This window comes from Pseudarthrobacter sp. 1G09, assembly GCF_050038305.1.
GTDB classification, from domain to species: Bacteria; Actinomycetota; Actinomycetes; order Actinomycetales; family Micrococcaceae; genus Arthrobacter; species Arthrobacter equi.
This window is the reverse complement of the sequence record NZ_CP188306.1, coordinates 1,305,828-1,322,452: the sequence shown is the minus strand read 5'-3', so window position 1 is coordinate 1,322,452 and position 16,625 is coordinate 1,305,828. Positions and strand designations below refer to the sequence as shown.

10 protein-coding genes and 1 pseudogene are annotated in these 16,625 nt (G+C 57.9%); 1 reads left to right on the top strand and 10 read right to left on the bottom strand.

Annotation, left to right across the window (positions count from 1 at the left end; translation table 11 throughout):
* Positions 1-7: 7 nt before the first annotated feature.
* The 3 genes and pseudogenes from ACP3TD_RS06170 to ACP3TD_RS06160 form a co-directional block, all read right to left on the bottom strand.
* Positions 8-661: pseudogene (locus ACP3TD_RS06170) on the bottom strand (MFS transporter); the annotation flags it as partial.
* A gap of 90 nt (positions 662-751) precedes the next feature.
* Positions 752-2,224 carry a hypothetical protein gene (locus ACP3TD_RS06165; protein WP_426766147.1) on the bottom strand — a complete coding sequence of 491 codons (1,473 nt, stop codon included), beginning with the start codon at positions 2,222-2,224 and terminating at the stop codon, positions 752-754.
* Positions 2,225-4,384, bottom strand: a complete 2,160-nt coding sequence (locus ACP3TD_RS06160) for an ATP-binding protein (RefSeq protein WP_426766145.1) — start codon at positions 4,382-4,384, stop codon at positions 2,225-2,227.
* A gap of 561 nt (positions 4,385-4,945) precedes the next feature.
* On the opposite strand from ACP3TD_RS06160, the gene ACP3TD_RS06155 reads away from it, so the two are divergent.
* Positions 4,946-6,424, top strand: coding sequence for a DNA cytosine methyltransferase (locus ACP3TD_RS06155; protein WP_426766144.1), 1,479 nt, complete (start codon positions 4,946-4,948; stop codon positions 6,422-6,424).
* On the opposite strand, the gene ACP3TD_RS06150 is transcribed toward ACP3TD_RS06155, so the two are convergent.
* The 7 genes from ACP3TD_RS06150 to hisC form a co-directional block, all read right to left on the bottom strand.
* A complete protein-coding gene (locus ACP3TD_RS06150; protein WP_426766142.1) occupies positions 6,414-7,133 on the bottom strand; it encodes a hypothetical protein in 720 nt (239 codons plus the stop codon). The genes ACP3TD_RS06155 and ACP3TD_RS06150 overlap by 11 nt on opposite strands.
* A 50-nt stretch (positions 7,134-7,183) precedes the next feature.
* Positions 7,184-8,071, bottom strand: coding sequence for a hypothetical protein (locus tag ACP3TD_RS06145; protein WP_426766141.1), 888 nt, complete (start codon positions 8,069-8,071; stop codon positions 7,184-7,186).
* Positions 8,068-9,831, bottom strand: a complete 1,764-nt coding sequence (locus tag ACP3TD_RS06140) for a hypothetical protein (RefSeq protein WP_426766140.1) — start codon at positions 9,829-9,831, stop codon at positions 8,068-8,070. The genes ACP3TD_RS06145 and ACP3TD_RS06140 overlap by 4 nt, the downstream gene beginning before the upstream one ends.
* A 74-nt stretch (positions 9,832-9,905) precedes the next feature.
* Positions 9,906-10,901 (bottom strand): PD-(D/E)XK motif protein, encoded by a 996-nt coding sequence (locus ACP3TD_RS06135; RefSeq protein WP_426766138.1) that lies wholly within the window; start codon positions 10,899-10,901, stop codon positions 9,906-9,908.
* Positions 10,898-13,666: a Z1 domain-containing protein gene (locus ACP3TD_RS06130; protein WP_426766137.1), complete on the bottom strand. Its 2,769-nt coding sequence runs from the start codon at positions 13,664-13,666 to the stop codon at positions 10,898-10,900. Before ACP3TD_RS06130 ends, ACP3TD_RS06135 begins: the two co-directional genes overlap by 4 nt.
* A gap of 331 nt (positions 13,667-13,997) precedes the next feature.
* Positions 13,998-15,410, bottom strand: a complete 1,413-nt coding sequence (locus ACP3TD_RS06125) for an amino acid permease (protein ID WP_426766135.1) — start codon at positions 15,408-15,410, stop codon at positions 13,998-14,000.
* A 45-nt stretch (positions 15,411-15,455) separates the two neighbouring features.
* A complete protein-coding gene (gene hisC, locus ACP3TD_RS06120) occupies positions 15,456-16,559 on the bottom strand; it encodes a histidinol-phosphate transaminase (RefSeq protein WP_426766134.1) in 1,104 nt (367 codons plus the stop codon).
* Between the last annotated feature and the right edge of the window lie 66 nt (positions 16,560-16,625).

Sequence of the window (16,625 nt, the reverse complement as noted above, 5' to 3'; positions counted from 1 at the left end):
TGAGGGGTTAGAGGGTCTCGCCCTTTGGGGCGGCGACGAAGAGGCTGACGAGAAACGCGGCGGCGGTGATGCCCACCGAGATCCAGAGGGCGGTGGCGTAGCCGGCGGCCGTGGCCTGGGCGGCGAAGGGCGCCACGAGGACGACGCCGAGGCTCGCCCCGATACCGAAGGACGCACCGTTGATGCCGGGCAGCGCGGCCGGGGCCTCCTTGGGTGAAAGCAGAACCGAGAGCCCGTTGATGGCGGTGAGGAACAGGCCGTTGTAGAAGACGCCCAAGCAAGCAACAGCAATCAACACCGCCACAGGCGAAGTGGAGAACAGGGCAGCAATCACGGCGCACACCAGGCTCATTCCGGTCCCAAACCGCAGGATCCGGACCCAGCCGCGCCGGTCGGCCAACCACCCCGCCAAAGGTGCGGCGAACACGCCAATGAGCGCGGCCGGGGTGAGGAACAGCAGAGCCGAAAGGGAGGCACTAAGGCCGAAGCCGCCGTCGTGATCCTGGCTGAGCAGCACCACGGTGAAGTTGATGATCGCGAAGATGCCAGCGAGGGTGAGGACTGTGGTGACGATGACCGGCCACACCTGGCGGGAGCGCAGGTGGCGCACGGCGATGAGCCCATGGCGGCCGCGCTTCTCGATGAGCCAGAACGCGGTGAAGTCCTACCGCCAAGGACTTGTCCCTTTTTGGGGGATCTATTCGGAAGCTACAACGGAGTACTCCAAAGCTCAGCTTCCGTTCTGAAGGAGTTAGTCCTCGCCTAGAAACTGCGTGATTCCTGGACGGGAAGCGTGATGAGACATCGCGGATATAAGCTCCATCAGGAGCTGCTCACGAATGCTCGCAATGACACTGAACGAAGTCGTCTGATCTGCTCCCCTGGTTCTTGAGAAACGCGGCTCCACGAAGAGGTATCCTCGTCCCCAATCTCCAATATCTAGTAGGGGAGACATCCAGGCCGTGGACCGAGGTTTGAGCTCGGGTCGCTTCTTGGGATTGTCTTTGCGGACAGGGATGAACGCGGCCAGAACGTAGGGAATCGGTCCATCCGCTTTTTGCGCAAAATCGCATGCAGCTCCAGTTCGGATCTGGCACAGGTGGACCCGGCGCTGCTCCGACCCGTCCGACTCGACGAGTAGGTCGCCGACCTCCTCGCTTGGCGATTCTACGACTTTCTCCGCTGGGGGTTCAGCGTCCGCCTCCCGCGCCGGGTGCACAGCCGCCACCTCCGCCGGCATATCCGTACTGTTGTCGGCCCACTTAGTATCCACACCAAGTATTACAACGGAATCCACATAGTCCTGTGCGTCGGTCATTCCGAAGTCGCACCAAGGAAACTTCTCTTCTAAAGTGCAGATAGCACCCCAAGAAGTTGGCGACATGACACCATTCGAAGAAAACCTCAGATGCAAACTCGAGTTGAGTCGTGCAGCTCTTTCGCGCGACAAATTCGGCAACTTTTCGGGCGCATTTTCGAATGCTCGGGGCCATACGGTCGGAGGACCTTCCGCCGAAGCGGAGAACTGGATCTGATCTTGAAGTAGGGGAAGCAACGCCATGTGTATGGCAGCTTCCGGATCGGCTTCGGCGTGAGCCTGCCCGGCCACATCGATAGCTATTCGCTTCAAGACGGACGGCAAATCGACCAACTTTCCATTACCGTCAATGGCTGCCGATACTACGTTCTGCAGAACGCCGTTAGTTGCCGCCAATACATCAGACTCCCACTGTAGCAACGCCGCCATAGAAGGAACGGAACTGATGTCAGCCCGGATCTTGCTACCTAAATCCGTTGAGTTCAAAGGAGTACCGGTGGAGGAATCTATGAAGTCGCTCTTCGACAGGGGGAGCAGCCTGATCGGCCGGGTGTGCGGCGACTTTCCGAAAAGGTTGGTTTCAAGATAGGCCTCCAGTTCCTCAGCACGTTCAGGCGCGTCTGTCCAGAGCACGAGCATGTAGGGCCCGCCCTGAGGATTTATTACCTGCCCAAGTATTCTCTGTATCTCGGCAAAGTGCCTTCGAAAGTCGCCCACTGTGCGGTCTTGGAGTTGAAGATCCATGAAAATCACCCGAGCACCCAAAAAAACGTGTGCCGGGACGTCTGCTTCTACAGACCAAACTACTACCGCGCATGACGATCCAAGCTCTTGAACGCAAGCCGCAATTGCATGAGCATGCAGAGCATTGTCATCAATAACGACAAATCTCGCAGGAGTAAACACCTAAACATTCCTAAAAGTAAGAGCCAATGCGGCGCCATCATATTCGGCGGGTATTAATCCATCTTCATCTGAAAGGAGTCGCAGATTCCCTCCGAGGGTTTGCATAATCAAATTCGCATAATACAAACCAACACCTATGCCATCGGGGCGTCGCGTAAAGAAAGGTTCAATGGCATCAGAAAGCTCATCAGAAAATCCGGGGCCATTGTCAGCAATAATTAAAGATGGCCCCTCCGGGAATGCGTTTGCATCAACGCGCATAAAAATTCGCTTTTGCGCAATCCCGTCTGAATCAGACCACCTAGACGATAGCCAGTAGATGCTATTATCAATGATATTTGTCACAGCCCCAAGAATAAGCCCTAGCGGCAGCTCCGTCAGAAACGAAGATGAAGCGCCTTCCGGGCTTTCGAGCTTGATCTCAACATCGTGGTTAGAAAGCCGGACGCTGTTGAGATCAAGAGCTCGTCTTGCGACTGCACGTATGTCGTGCTTGGAGGTGGCCCCTTTTCTAATGAGATCGCCAAAGCTATCGAGAACGCCTACAAGCTCACGGGCATGGTGAACGACTCGGTCAGAATTGTCGCCTTTGGCTACCATCTTCTCGAGGAGCCTGACACCATGGTCAATCTCATGGTGCACGATGACCAGGGACATGCCGGAGACACCAGCTCTGAGCATGATTTCGCGCATCTCGTCGTATGCACGCTGGGCCTTTTGAACCAGCGGGTCCATCTCATCACTGAGGCCGTTTTTTCGAGCGAGGGCGCTTATCTGCTTGAGGGGCCTAGTTATGCCGGCTCCTAAGGAGGATCGATCCTTCGACAACAGTTTGCGGAGTTCTCGCTTATCGATATTCCGCTCAGCTTCGAAGTGTGCCAGCGCACCCAAAATGAGTGCCTTGAAGCGGGTGAGGGTTACATTTTCCACGAACCCTTCACGATTGGTCTTCTCTTTCAGACCGGTGCTGGTCTCCAAATCCAGATTAATCGATCCAACAACTATGTTGTTGCTAATTCGCTTTGTTGGAGAGTTGACTCGACGCAAATCCAAGCCTAACCAATCATCTCCTTGTTCACCATAGTTATACACTCGAATATCGTCACGATAAACGCGAATTCCACCACTTTCATCAAGAAATGCCTGCAAAGACTGACTATATCCCACCTTTGAAAGAACATCTCGATCGCGGTCAAATACGTAAAGCTCTCCTCGGATATCGCCAATGCCGTCGCTTAGAGATATCGTACTTCTAAGCGCCTTTGGCTTGGGCTTGCCATCTATACGCTCTAACTTGTCTTGCTCAGCTAAATCATCGGGATTAAGGAGAAGGCCGACCATCGAATCACCTGCAATGCGGGGCTCTAGCTTTATACCAGGAACTCCCCTAAAGTGATACTTCCAACTAAATACATTGTTAACGATGCTAAATTCGAATTTCCAAGGGGCATTAGAAACTAAGGCTTGCGTGTCCGGAAGGTCATCAAGCCATTCGTTGTGATCAGGTATTTCTATCTCAGCAGAAAAGTCGGCGGTCTTATCCTCGAATGGCGAGGAAATCGATGTGATCTGTCTAGCAAGTCGACGCACCTCACCGCGCGTCCATACTGGGCCTCGTAAATCAGACACAGTTACCCTTGTCCCGTGTCTTTCACCGATGAAAACTTCGGGAGACCTGGTGTCGATCTGAATCCTGACCTCATCGAGAAACTCAGCATTGGCAACCTCGGCCCAATCGATATCCATGACATATTCGGGTGCGCCTTCTTCACGCGTAATTAGCTCCACCCTATTGCCAAGCTTATGGACCGCAAATCGTCCTACGCCTTTTTCGCCCAGAGGGAGCCGCCCCTTTGTCGTTCGTTTACTATGCTCCCGCATTGACGCCTTGTGATCGTGGCCCGGAACAAGCCAAATGTCTTTAAGGGTCGCCAAAGACATTCCCGTTCCGTCGTCCTGAACGCAGATCTCAGCCCTCATAGCGTCGTCCACATTCTGCATAGAGACGGTCACAACAGCAGCGTCGGCATCATATGCGTTCTTTACTAGTTCGAAGAGCGCTAGACGCGGGCTACCGATGAGCTGGTCGCCAAGGAGTTGAAGCAGCCGTGCTCGCGGACGGAACGGTTCGCCCACAGGTGGCACAATCTCTTCGACCATTCGGCAATCCTTAGCTTGGCTTTTATCTTTCGGTGACACTTGATGAGTGGGGGTATGGAAGGCCACATTCGCACCTTAGACGACCATACATTCTCTGCAGCACCATTCTCTGCAGCAGCATTGGCGGAGACGACTCATGATTCACTTCGTCCAGCCCAGTCCCTTGGTGGCGCATGACACTAGTGCCGGTGGTGGTGGTCTCTCGAATTACGACCACCTCCCGAGAAGGGGGTTGCTCTACCACGCCTCATTCCCCGCATCGAGTTTGCGAGGCGGCTACGAGCCGCGGATGCTCGCCAAACTAGTGGTCGAATTCCGATGCGGCTCGGCGTGCACGTTTGATCTACGTGGCTCGCGCGAGCACCATGCAAACGTGCAACTGCTACAGCGTGACTGCGCGGCTTCCCTCCACGTGAGTCACGTAGAATGTCAGTCCGCGGAAGTAGGTTATTTCTACGCATCATGTCGTGCCGTTAGAACTCTCACCGGCTCTACCCGCGGTCGCGATGGATGCCGACGACCTGGTAACTTTGAGAGTCAGCAGCACCAGAGGAGACGCACTTGATACCCGTAGTCGATGTATTTGCCGGACCAGGCGGCCTGAACGAGGGTTTCTCCTCTGTACTCGATAGTGAGGGCCGTGCAGTCTTTCGAACGGTGGCGTCCATCGAGATGGAAAAGTCAGCCGTCCAGACGCTTAGATTCAGAAGCGCCGTGCGGGCATTGCGCCGCGGTGGGGCTGCATCCAACGATGCTCTGCGGGATTTTCTCGCTGGTGACCTTTCGGTTGAATCTCTGCATGCCGATTCAGACTTTCAGGTGGCGTACAAAGAAGCCGTGGAAGAAGTACACGAGTTCGTCCTGTCGGAAGAGAGCAGGGCTGAGTCTGACGCCATCATTCGAAAGGCACTGGGCGCCGACGCGGATAGGTGGGTCCTCATCGGCGGACCGCCTTGCCAAGCCTACTCGTTGGCCGGCCGGTCAAGACGGACAAACGACTCGTCATTTCAGGACGACCACAAGCACTTCTTATACCGCGAATACCTCCACATCATCAGAACGCACCGGCCCACGGTCTTCGTGATGGAAAACGTCAAGGGGCTGCTGTCTTCGGTCAATAGAGGCCAAAACATGTTCGATTTGATACGGACAGATCTGCAGCAGCCCTCCGACGGAGTTCAATACGATTTGTTCTCCATGGTTGTGGACCATGAGGGTGACGCTCTTGACGCTGGTGATTTCCTCATACGGTCTGAAGACTACGGCGTGCCTCAGAAGCGCCACCGCCTGATAATCGTGGGCGTGAGTAGGGACAGTGGGCTCGAGCGACCCTTAGTCCTCAAACCATCTGGCTTAGTTACGGTGGCAAATGCTATTGGCAACCTCCCGGCACTGCGCTCTAGAATTTCACGCTTCAAAGCTGACGACACTGAAGCTTGGTATGACGTTCGTCGTACCGTCAAGAAGTACGTTCCAAGCGCACAGATTGATGGCCGTGGCATGAATTCACTGCCCTACGCTTCGAGGGACCGGCCGAAGACTCTCGATGGTCTGATGACCGAAAGTGCTCGGCGCTATCACGAATTCATCCGATCCGAAGCGTCCGCCGGCCTCCCCACGTGGAACCACGAAGCCAGGGGCCACATGATCCCGGATCTCCTCCGTTATGGAGCCCTCAGCGCTCTGGCCAAACAGCGCTTGAACAGCCCGAAAGTGCGAGAACTTCCTCGCAGTCTTTGGCCACTTCATGCGAACATCGAAGCTGACATCGTCCCTTTTGAAGATAGGTTCCGGGTGCAGGTGGCCGGTTCGCCGTCATCCACGGTGGTCTCCCACATCGCAAAGGATGGGCACTACTTCATCCATCCCGACGCCGCACAAATGCGCAGTCTCACCGTCCGGGAAGCCGCGCGCTTGCAGACTTTTCCAGACGACTACATTTTCTTAGGAAACCGGACGCAGCAGTTCACACAAGTGGGTAATGCGGTCCCACCGCTCTTGGCCAGCCAAATTGGGCAGCGAATAGCGGCTATATTTTAGTCTCCGCAGCCTTCATAGCTTGTTCACTTTCAAGGAAGACGTCCTCGACCAGATCAGCTATCTGCTCTTCCGTCATGAGAAAGGCGCTGACGACTACAAGTCGACGCGTGAACCGCTTCATGGCGTCGCGCAGGAGCATCATTCGCCTACCAGTCGAAAATGTTGAAAGATGTCTGTTCGCTATGGCCCGCGCCAATGGCGCATATCCACAGATGAGAGGACGTTCTGTTAGCTGAACCGATTCATCTTCCTTAAGACGCACCGCAATGTCGGGGCCGAGTAGAAACGCTCTCCACCAAAGTCGCCCAAAAATTGTGCGCGTCATGGCAAAGAGCCTGGCTTCCGTAACTTCCCAACGAGCGCCATCGCCAGACCGGTGACCGTATCGCCAAATGGCAACGTCCGGCAAAAGCCGGATGTTGATGAAGTTCCACACATCCACACTCGCGGCATCAGCCGGTAAAATGTTCATCCGCTCGTAAAGGATCCTAGAGACGGCCTGGTCGAATTCAGTTTTCTGCCTGGCCTGATCCATGTATGGGAAACCGTGTAGCCGTGCTTCTGCAATTACCGCGGCGCGCAGTTCCGCTAGATCCCGGTCAGTGCATCGTGCTGTAGCTACAGGATAGAACTCGGCCCCCGCAGTGGTAATTGAGGATGTCAGGTGACCAATTTCCTCAAAGGATTGGACCCGCAGATCGTTCCACATGGCAGCTGCCTGAGCCACCGGGAGCCTCGGAAAGCATACTGGCGTTGCGTTCAACTTCCACTCCCGTTTACGACGCCCTGAAGATCAGCTTCAACTCTGCCGGGATCGTCGCTGTACTTGCTTCGAACTTCCTTCAGGGACGATCCCACCAGTTTTACGACACCCAGCAGCAATGCTCCGAGCGACCCTTCAGGATAATCGCGCGACTCGTCCAAGTCCGCGTGACTTAGGGCCTCACGCAGTAGTTGGCGAATAAAGTCCATTTTCAAGACCTGCATCCACAAGTCTCCCGCCTCAGAGTCGACGTGATCGATAAGCGGCTGTAGCTGAGGGTTATCGGTGTTGAGCCACATCCACAGCGAGGCTCCTGCCGGATCATGAAGGTCCTGAGACAACACTCGTAGCCACCAGAGCGAGGATTTCGGGTTCGTGATGCCGTGATCTGTGAAGGAGACAGGAAGGATGGGCAACTGGCCGCCGTCGCCCTCAAGGACAATCTTGGAGGTCGCGCGGTAAACGGTGTGACCGACCTGGGATGGAGCGAAGTCGCTGGGCGGGTTTTTCGATGGCGAGAGGACACCCATTTCGAGTTCGAGTGTGAGAGCACCACTCAGAGTAGAAGCAGGTACGGTTATGGCGACCTCTTGGGCCCCGCTCGTGACCGGGAGGGGAACGCTGGTCGTGATTACGGGGGACGAAGTCGAGCGAGCGATTAGGACCCACGCGAGCACAAGGTCGTCCGGAACCTGCAATGCTTGCCGCAGCTCCGCGAGATTCAACGTCATGTTGCAGGAGACATCAAGATCAGAAAAGTAGTTCCAGTCCGGGAGGATGCCTCCCGTCAGGTTGGCAATCTGTCCGTTGACCGAATACTTCCATTCCGGCGGTTCGATGGCCCCTTCCTCAACGACGAGATGGCCTAGACTGATCCTTCTCATTCCTTAACCAATTCCAAGGCCACAGTCGAGGACACGGCCGTATTTTTCGGCTGGGCGAATATGGCCAGGTAATCGTGTTCGGACGGAACATTGACCTTGATCGACTGCGTGCGCACGATCTCATCGTCCACCTGCCATCCAACGAATTGGGGTCCATCTTCTCCGAGAGGAGCGTCCACTTCGATGGCACCAGTTAGTGTCACCACGTGGCCGCGAACGCTGAGCTCAAAGGACTCGCCCACCTTCCCGCCAGTAACGGCGTAAGGGAATCCAACATGGGGCGATCCATCCATGATCATGAGGCGGGGTGGCGCCGCCAGCTTCGCAGACGCACGGCGCCCTCCTGCCTTAGCCGGTCCACCTCCACCCGGCACCTTTTCAGGTTGCGAGTTCGCCCCATGCCCACTAATGCCGCCGATCAGGCCTCCCAGCGCCGTGGCGATCCGTGTCGCGCCAGCCGCTTGCTGAGCTACCGTAGCGGGACCTGACGAACCGTGCATCCGCTTGAAGGTTCCTTCGATCCTGCTCAGCGCGATGCGAACGAAATTAAAGCTCCCACGAGTTATCGCATCTTTAACGATCCAGTCGTCGTGCGTAACAGGCTCGGAAGACGCGAAGTCCTCATCAACGCCCTCGTCGGCCAAAAAGACCGAGTAGACGGAGTAGTCGTCGGCCGGAGCAGTGACATCCATGTACTTGACGATTATCCTGGGGGCCCGCATGAGAGCCACAGAGTTCTCCAAGCTTCGATCGTCGGAAAAGTGGTTGATCGCCTGTCGCATTGCCAAGATTCCGAGACGACGAATGGGCCTCTGAGACATTATTGTTTCGAGTTTTGTCTGAGAAGTGATAGGGGTCTTCTGCGTCGCCGCGAATCGCTCGCTGTCCACGTAGGCCTGTGCAAAGTGCCTAACGAGCGGTTCCTTCAGGGGGTCGATGTTCGGCAACTCCACGCCGTCCAAGCCGAAGACAAAACGAACGTTCGGCCCGTCGCCAGTGTCCACGGCATGTGGCCAAGCCCATTTAACGGCAGCCGCTCGGATGGCCAAAATTCGATCCGACAAAAGGACGTCTCCTCCTTCGCCTTGGAAATGCTGTGGGGCCAGCACCATGATGCTTGTGCCGGTCTGATCGCTGTTGGGCACCGGCATGCCTACCGATTGGGCTATCAACCGAGCCGTATCCCCCGTCACGGGATCTACAATTCCGTCAGAAGAAATCGCTCCCCACCAATTTCGACCTGTGAACTTGAAACCCTCATGGACGTAGCCCCCATCGCCACCGGAGACGCCAATCAAGCGGTTCTCGATAGTTTGCCCAACGACCGCCTGCGAGTAGACCAGGCATACGCCCACGCTGCTGGCCTGATACAGCACACCTTTGCCATAGCCGTAGGTGCCGCCTCTAAGACCTTTGCCATCATCGCGACCGAAGTTGCGAACAAAATCGGCGAAATCCGCGCGTTCGCCCTCCGCCGGTTCGATGTTGGCGCGGACGGGGCCTCCCAGGCCCGTCGTTCCGTAGTCGGAGATTGTTAGTACGCGCAGACGTCCGCTGCTCGCCTTCTGAGGGATTTGCCGAGAGGCGCCGTGGGGCGGAAGCTCGCAGAACAAGTCGTGAATAAGAACCCCGGTCTGCTCTTCAGAGAGCAGGGTGTCTGCGACGTGAAACTCGATGTGGCTGCTTTGCCGTGCATCCCAGCTGTTCTGCAGTGATTCCCTCAGCAGCACGCTCCAAAGGTCCAGGCTTGTCTTGCCCATGGCCTTCTGAATGGACTTGGCATCTCCGCTACCCGTTGGCTCCCACGGGTGTCGGAACAGTCGGAACGTCCCGTTCACAGAGACATAGCCTCCTTCAGTTCTTCCAGTGGAATGTCGACAGCAGCTAACGGACCCAGATCGACGGAGTACTGGAGCGCGGCGATCCCATCGAGCATTCCGGGCATGGGCATGGTTTCGCGCGTTATGCGAGGAAAATCGCTGCCTACAGCCAAGGTTTTGCTGGAAAGGGCTAGGAAACGATGCGCAGCGTAGTGACCGGAATCCGCTTCGAAATAGCCGACTTTCTCCAGCAGCCTCAGCATGTCTAAGCGATCTATACCGGAATCGTATAGGCGTTCAAGAATAGTTGAGATGGAATCGCCTTGAGGCGTGCGCTCGATCTGATAGGCGGCAACGTATAGCGGCTGACCGTCCGTGGCCTCGAGTTGGCGTGCCCCGTGGAAGCCAACAATCATGTTGTTGTTGCTCATGGTGGTCTTCACCTCGAAGGAAGCGTTTTCGAACTCAAAGTCGTGCCTGTTTCCCTGGGGGCCAGTCCACGATCGCAGCGCCCAAGAACCATGATGAAATGCAAGCTGTTCCAAGAAAAGCAGCTCTCCATATAGCCCGGAAAGTTGCGATTGACCTAGAAGGCGCGGCTTGTCATCCCGTAGCAGCTCCTTCCAACGGTCGACCGTTTGCCTCGTGAGCAGATCCGCCTTGCCGGGGTCCGCCGCCACTGCGTCCATAATGTCGTCGGCCAGCAGGCTGAACTGTGATCGAACCCGTTCCGCAAGGCACTGCAGTGCCAAGAAGGCTTGCTGCTTGCCTGCGACAGTGATGGTCCGGTACCCGAAAGTGACGAGTTTGTTTTGCCAGTCGATGCTGTTTTCCGGTTGGGAGGCAACGGGGACAAGCAGGGTCGGATGTCCGCTGCCATCAATGGCATGAACGACCGGCCCATGTTCTGTCAGAACGTCCGTGTTCCTGACGGTCAGCTTGTGCGGAGCAGGCATTTGACCCTGAAGGAATGAAAAAATGGAATTGGAGGATTCCTTAGCGTCCATCATTTTGCGGCAGCCTCTTCTTGTATCGCGTGCTTTTCGTCGAGGTCGTCAGCCGCAGCGAGTTCAGCCTCCACATCTTCAACTTCGTCAGGGTCTACCCGCGCACTGTAGTAATCGACAGTGTCGGACAGGTCACGCGCTTCGGGGAACATCAGTGATATGCCAATCAAGTGATTCGCCGCTTTCAGCGGGACACGTTCGGACTTCGGTTTCGTGGGATCGCTATGGTTCGCGACACTTATCACCTCCGAGCGGGTCTCTTCGGTGATGTCCGAGTCTTTGTTTATGGCATAGATAGCCAAGAGGCCGACCTTGTCCAGTCCCCGCTTCCTCCTGAGGTCTCGCAAATGGGAGTCACGGACTTGAGCTTCACTTGACAGTCCGTGGGAGTCGACGATGGATTTTTTGGTGTATTCAAGATCAGCGAATCGATCCCAACGTGACGAGATGGCTTTGAGATTCGCCACGCCACTCTTACTGCTGGCGACCATTTTGCGGCGCTGCAAAAGCTTCAACGGCTCATCAAGGCCCAGACTAAGGTCGGATACAGGCGCATTCTGGCGCTCAACGAATACAACATTCCAAGAGTCCAAGGCTCCCTTATCCGCTTGGGTGCGAATATATTCGCGGACTGTATCGGTCTGAATAGTCCGCGCATCTTCGTGAACCTTGTAATCGGTCAAGAAGTCGAGAATCAGGTCATTCGATATGCCAGAAAACCCGCGCATACTCTTACTCGGCAACTCATCTTCTGTGTGCCCTGAGGCACGGGCTGCTGCAACGAGCGCGGCGGTAGCCTCTATGTTGGTATCGAGCCACTGCTTGTCTTCATCGTTGAAGAGGATGGTCTGGACCTTCGTGCCCGAGTAGCTCACGTTAACTTTGATCGCACTGCGCATCTTTGCCGCTGCGGTAATCGTCATTTGCGGATGGGACCTAATCCGCACAGGCAGCTGAGATGGCTTCATTCCTTCTTTGGCGTAAGTATCAATTTCTTCTCGAATCTCGGCCTCGACCGTTGCGAGCGCGACGAACCATTCGCGAAGCTCGGTTGTCATCCAGACGCGAACCAGGTCCTCATAGCCCTTTCGGTAACCGAACCATCGGCCCATCTGGAGCAAAGTGTCATAAGCGGATGCGGCTCGAACAAAGTAGCTGGAAATCAACCCTTCGAGAGTCAGACCCCGCGAGAGCGTATTACCCCCCACCACAATTACAGTCTCAGCCTGGTCTTTGGTGTATTTCAATCGCTCGCCAGACAAGTAATTGTCCATGAGCACCCGTGTGGAATCGAGTGTCTTGGGGAGTTCAGCCATGACCTCAGCTACGGAAACCGGCGCGTTATTAAATGCGTTGGCGCCTATACGCTGCGTCTCCGAAACCCACATTTCCGCCAGCTCCCTTAGGACCGCGGGGTCCTGCGAGGCAACGCTCTTACGCAAGGCTAACAGCTCCGCCTCGACAGCGGTCTTCGTGGCTTGGTGGGCGACAGCCCGCATTGAGGTGTGCACAAGCATCGAGGAGTGACGAATCTCATTCGAACGGAGCCTGCGCGCCGCAGTGGCGAGGGCAAACCAGAGGACTGCCCGCCGGAGAGAGGGTGGTACCGACGCAGTCCATTGTTCAAGTTTGTCCTTGTTCGTCGGCGGTTTGACGATGGCGGCATCTTCTATAGGGACTTCACGAACTACGTCGAGACCATCATCCGGGTCTACTCCTTCTTCGGCTTCCAGCGTCCCGAAGATTCGCTCAGGACCAAAGTAGGCATCGGACCGCGGCAACGTGACTACGAAATTTCGGGGGTAGAGACCCGATTCGTCGACTGGATCAATCAACAGGTTGGCAAACGGGGTAGCGGTGTAGGCGATGTAGGCGGATTTTGGGTGGGACAGCAGCTCCTGAATGAGCTTATTAATTGTCGATTGGCGACTGCCCCCGACGTCGATTGAGGCCTGATCTGCTTCATCATCGATGATAAGAATCGGGCAGTTGGCCAGGGTCGTTGCGGATGCCTTTTTGATCCAAGCGTTTAGCCGCCGCAGCCTGGCCGGATTTTTCTTGACGATGGCGAGAAGTCTCAGATCGTCTTGGCTGAACAGCGCCTCGGACGGCGTAATTTCGGAGAAATCTTGCTCCTGAGTAGTCAGAAGGTGCACTCTTGTCTGGCACGGGTCAACGAGATAGTCGTACAGCCGTTCTTGCGTCTGTTGCCGGAGGTTGTCTGTGATTCCGGATAGAACAATGATCAGTCGGTAACCCACGTCAGCGGCCTTAGCGATGACGGACATGAAGTTGGTCGTCTTACCACTTTGCACATATCCCAGCACGAGACCACGCGTATCGATGGTCTCCTCACCCGGCCGGTCCCCTAGGTCGATTACGCGGGATGAAGACCTGTCCACGTCATCGAAAGCCTCTGGCAGCTCAGACTTCAATCGATTACGAAGTGGTGGCCAAAAGAAGTCACCCTCCTTCGGTCCCCCGTACCATCCGCCCTCACCCCCGCTGTGCAGGACGTCGGTGCCATCTACGTCATCCCATTCTTGGATGATTTTGCGTCGTCGTTCGTATTCCGCCCGGCCTGCATTCAACAACGAATCCTCGACTTTAAAGAAGCCATTGGAGAGGGCTAGGACGGCCGCTGCTATGCTCTTGCCGCCTCGGACCAATCCTTCCAAATGGTCTGCCACTTCCCGCACGGCTATTTGGTGCTCGTTCAGCTCTCCATCTAGAGCTCCAACATTTGTGGCAGCCACCATCTCGGCCATCCCCCTTGGAATTCTCAAGCCGCCCCACGACGGTCTAGTAAGTAATCCGATATTACATAGCCGGCAGACCCATCCGGGCCACGCCTTCCGGGTCCTTCGTGCTCGAAAAATAATCACAGCTCGGGCACCATCCGTGTGGGAGCACGATGGTGCGGGGCACAGTACTACATGATTTCAAGGTCTCCTCGACGAGGTTGGTGACGCGTCCAACCTTAAGAACAAGTATGCGACGTTGTCCCGCCGGCGAAATGATGGTGAAGCTGGCGGTGTCGGCAAAGTATTGCGGAAGGGCGTTTCACCGAACCCGCCATGCGGGTCCGCAGCACGTGACTTAGTCGATCAGCACCGGCTCCTTGGCGCGTTCCGAGGATTCCTCAACTGGCGCAACCTTCCGGTTCCGCTGGTTCAGCCAGCAACCCACTGTCAGCAGCGCCACGAGCCCGAAGGTGCTCAGGAGCTGCGGGCGGGAATCCTCGCCGATGAAGCCCACCGTGAAGATCGCCGCGAGGATCACCAGACCGAGCGAAGTCAGCCACGGGAACCCGGGCATCCGCAGCGGAAGCTCCGTTCCCTCGCGGTCGGCGCGGAGGCGCAGCGCGAGCTGGGCCAGGAGCGCGGACGTCCACACCAGCAGGCACGTCGAGCCCACGATGTTGAGCAGGACGGGGAGCACCTTCTCGGGGAAGGCCAGCTCCAGCACCACCGTGACCACGCCGAAGGCAACACTGGCCAGGACGGCGACCACCGGAACCCGGGCCTTGGACACGCAAGCGAGCCACCGCGGCGCCTCACGGCGCTCCGCAAGGGAGAACGCCATCCGGGATGCACCGTAAAGGTTGGCGTTGAGCGCCGACAGCAGCGCCGCGACGGCCACCAGGGTGATGGCAGTGGCTGCGCCCGGCATGCCGGCAGCGTCCAGCACCGCAGCGAACGGGCTTTTCAGCCCGGCCGAACCCACCGGAATCACGGCCGCGATCACGAAGATGGCACCGATGTAGAACACAAGGATGCGCCACAAAACCGTCCGGACGGCCTTCTTCACGCTGCGGGCCGGCTCTGCCGTTTCGGCCGCCGCCACGGATACGATCTCGGTGCCGCCGAATGCGAACGCCACCACAAACAGCGCCGTCGCAATGCCGGCGAAGCCGCTCGGTGCAAAACCGGCACCGGTGAAGTTGGCCAGGCCCGGCGACTGCACACCCGGCACCAATCCGAAGAGCAGCGCAAAGCCCACCACCAGGAACCCGACGATCGCGGCCACCTTGAGCAGGGCGAACCAGAATTCGAACTCGCCGAAGTTCTTCACGCTGGTGAGGTTCACGGCGGTGAGCACCACGATGAACACGAAAGCCATCAGCCACACCGGCAGTGCCGGGAAGATGGTGGCCAGCAGGCCTGCTGCACCAAGTGCCTCAGCCGCGATGACCACCACCAGCTGGATCCACCAGAGCCAGCCCACGGTGGCGCCGGCCACGGGACCGTAGGCCTTGGCGGTGTAGACGGAGAAGGCACCGCTGTCCGGGTTGGCGGCGGCCATCTCGCCGAGCGCCCACATCACCAGGATGATGAGCGTGCCGGCCACGAGGTAGGAGATCAGCACCGCCGGGCCGGCGGCCTGGATGCCGGCGCCGGAGCCGATGAACAGGCCCGCGCCGATCGCGCTGCCCAGGCCCATCATGGTCAGCTGCCGCGGTTTAAGGGCCGTGCCGAGGGCACGGGCAGACGTCGTTGTCTGGTGTTCCATAAAGGATTCCTCTTACTTGCTAGGTGGAACGGAAGGAGAAAAGGATCAGGAAATTGCCAAGGCCGCGTGGGCTGCGAGGAGCCGGAGCACACGGTCGTTGGACACGGGGTCCGCCACGGTGATCCGCACGCCGTTGCCCTGGTACGCGCGGACCATGATGCCGCCGGCGTCGAACGCATCCACGAGCAAGGCCAGAAGCGGGGCGTCGGCGCGGATCCACAGGAAGTTCCCCTGACTTGGCTGTAGCCTCCAGCCCTGGGCCTCGAGCTCCGCGGCCATCCGGGCACGCTCCTGCTTCACCAGGGAAACCCGCGCTGCCATCTCCTCCCCCGCGTCCAGCGACGCAATGGCCGCCTTCTGCGCCAGCGCGCTCACGGCGAACGGCAGGGCGGTGCGCCGCAAGCCTTTGGCGATTGCCGCCGTCGTAATGGCGTACCCGACGCGCAGGCCGGCGAGCCCGTAGGCCTTGGAGAAGGTGCGCAGGACGCAGACGTTCGGGTACCGGCGGTAGAGCGCCAGGGAGTCGGGGCCGCTGCCGGCGTCGGCGTATTCCACGTAGGCCTCGTCGATCACCACCAGGATGTCGGGGCGGACGGACTGCAGGAAGGCCTCGAGGCGGTCGTGGCTGATGGGCACGCCGGTGGGGTTGTTGGGGGTGCAGAGCAGGATCACTTTGGTGCGATCGGTGACGGCGGCGGCCATGGCGTCGAGGTCGTGGCCTTCGGCGTCGTCCAGCGGGATGCGGACCGGCCGGGCGCCGGCGAGCTCCACCAGGATGGGGTACGCCTCGAAGGAGCGCCACGCGAACACCACTTCATCCCCGGCGTCGCACAGTCCGGTGATGATCTGCTGCAGGACGCCCACGCTGCCGGGCCCCACCGCCACCTCCTCCACTGTGACGCCCAGGTGCCCGGCGATCCGTTCGCGGAGTTCGACGGCGGCCATGTCCGGGTAGCGGTTCATCCTGCGGGCCGCTTCGGCCACCGCGGCGGTGGCTGCGGGCAGGGGCTCGTAGTGGCTTTCGTTGCTGGCGAGGGCGGCGATGTCCGCGCCGAGGCTGCGCCGGCCGGGGACGTAGGCCGGAAGGCCGGTCACCGCGGCGCGCAGGGCGGGCGGCGCTGGTGGGGCCAGGAGTTGTTCAGAGCTCATGGAGACCGATCATGGAAGTGACCCGGACCACAATGCAAGATACTCTTTTGTGCTTGGGACTTCTGC

Bases quoted from the DNA above. Each gene is read 5' to 3' on its own strand.
- ACP3TD_RS06160 (WP_426766145.1), bottom strand. From the start codon at position 4,384: ATGGTCGAAGAGATTGTGCCACCTGTGGGCGAACCGTTCCGTCCGCGA.
- ACP3TD_RS06150 (WP_426766142.1), bottom strand. From the start codon at position 7,133: ATGTGGAACGATCTGCGGGTCCAATCCTTTGAGGAAATTGGTCACCTG.
- ACP3TD_RS06145 (WP_426766141.1), bottom strand. From the start codon at position 8,071: ATGAGAAGGATCAGTCTAGGCCATCTCGTCGTTGAGGAAGGGGCCATC.
- ACP3TD_RS06140 (WP_426766140.1), bottom strand. From the start codon at position 9,831: ATGGGCAAGACAAGCCTGGACCTTTGGAGCGTGCTGCTGAGGGAATCA.
- ACP3TD_RS06135 (WP_426766138.1), bottom strand. From the start codon at position 10,901: ATGATGGACGCTAAGGAATCCTCCAATTCCATTTTTTCATTCCTTCAG.
- ACP3TD_RS06130 (WP_426766137.1), bottom strand. From the start codon at position 13,666: ATGGCCGAGATGGTGGCTGCCACAAATGTTGGAGCTCTAGATGGAGAG.
- ACP3TD_RS06125 (WP_426766135.1), bottom strand. From the start codon at position 15,410: ATGGAACACCAGACAACGACGTCTGCCCGTGCCCTCGGCACGGCCCTT.
- hisC (WP_426766134.1), bottom strand. From the start codon at position 16,559: ATGAGCTCTGAACAACTCCTGGCCCCACCAGCGCCGCCCGCCCTGCGC.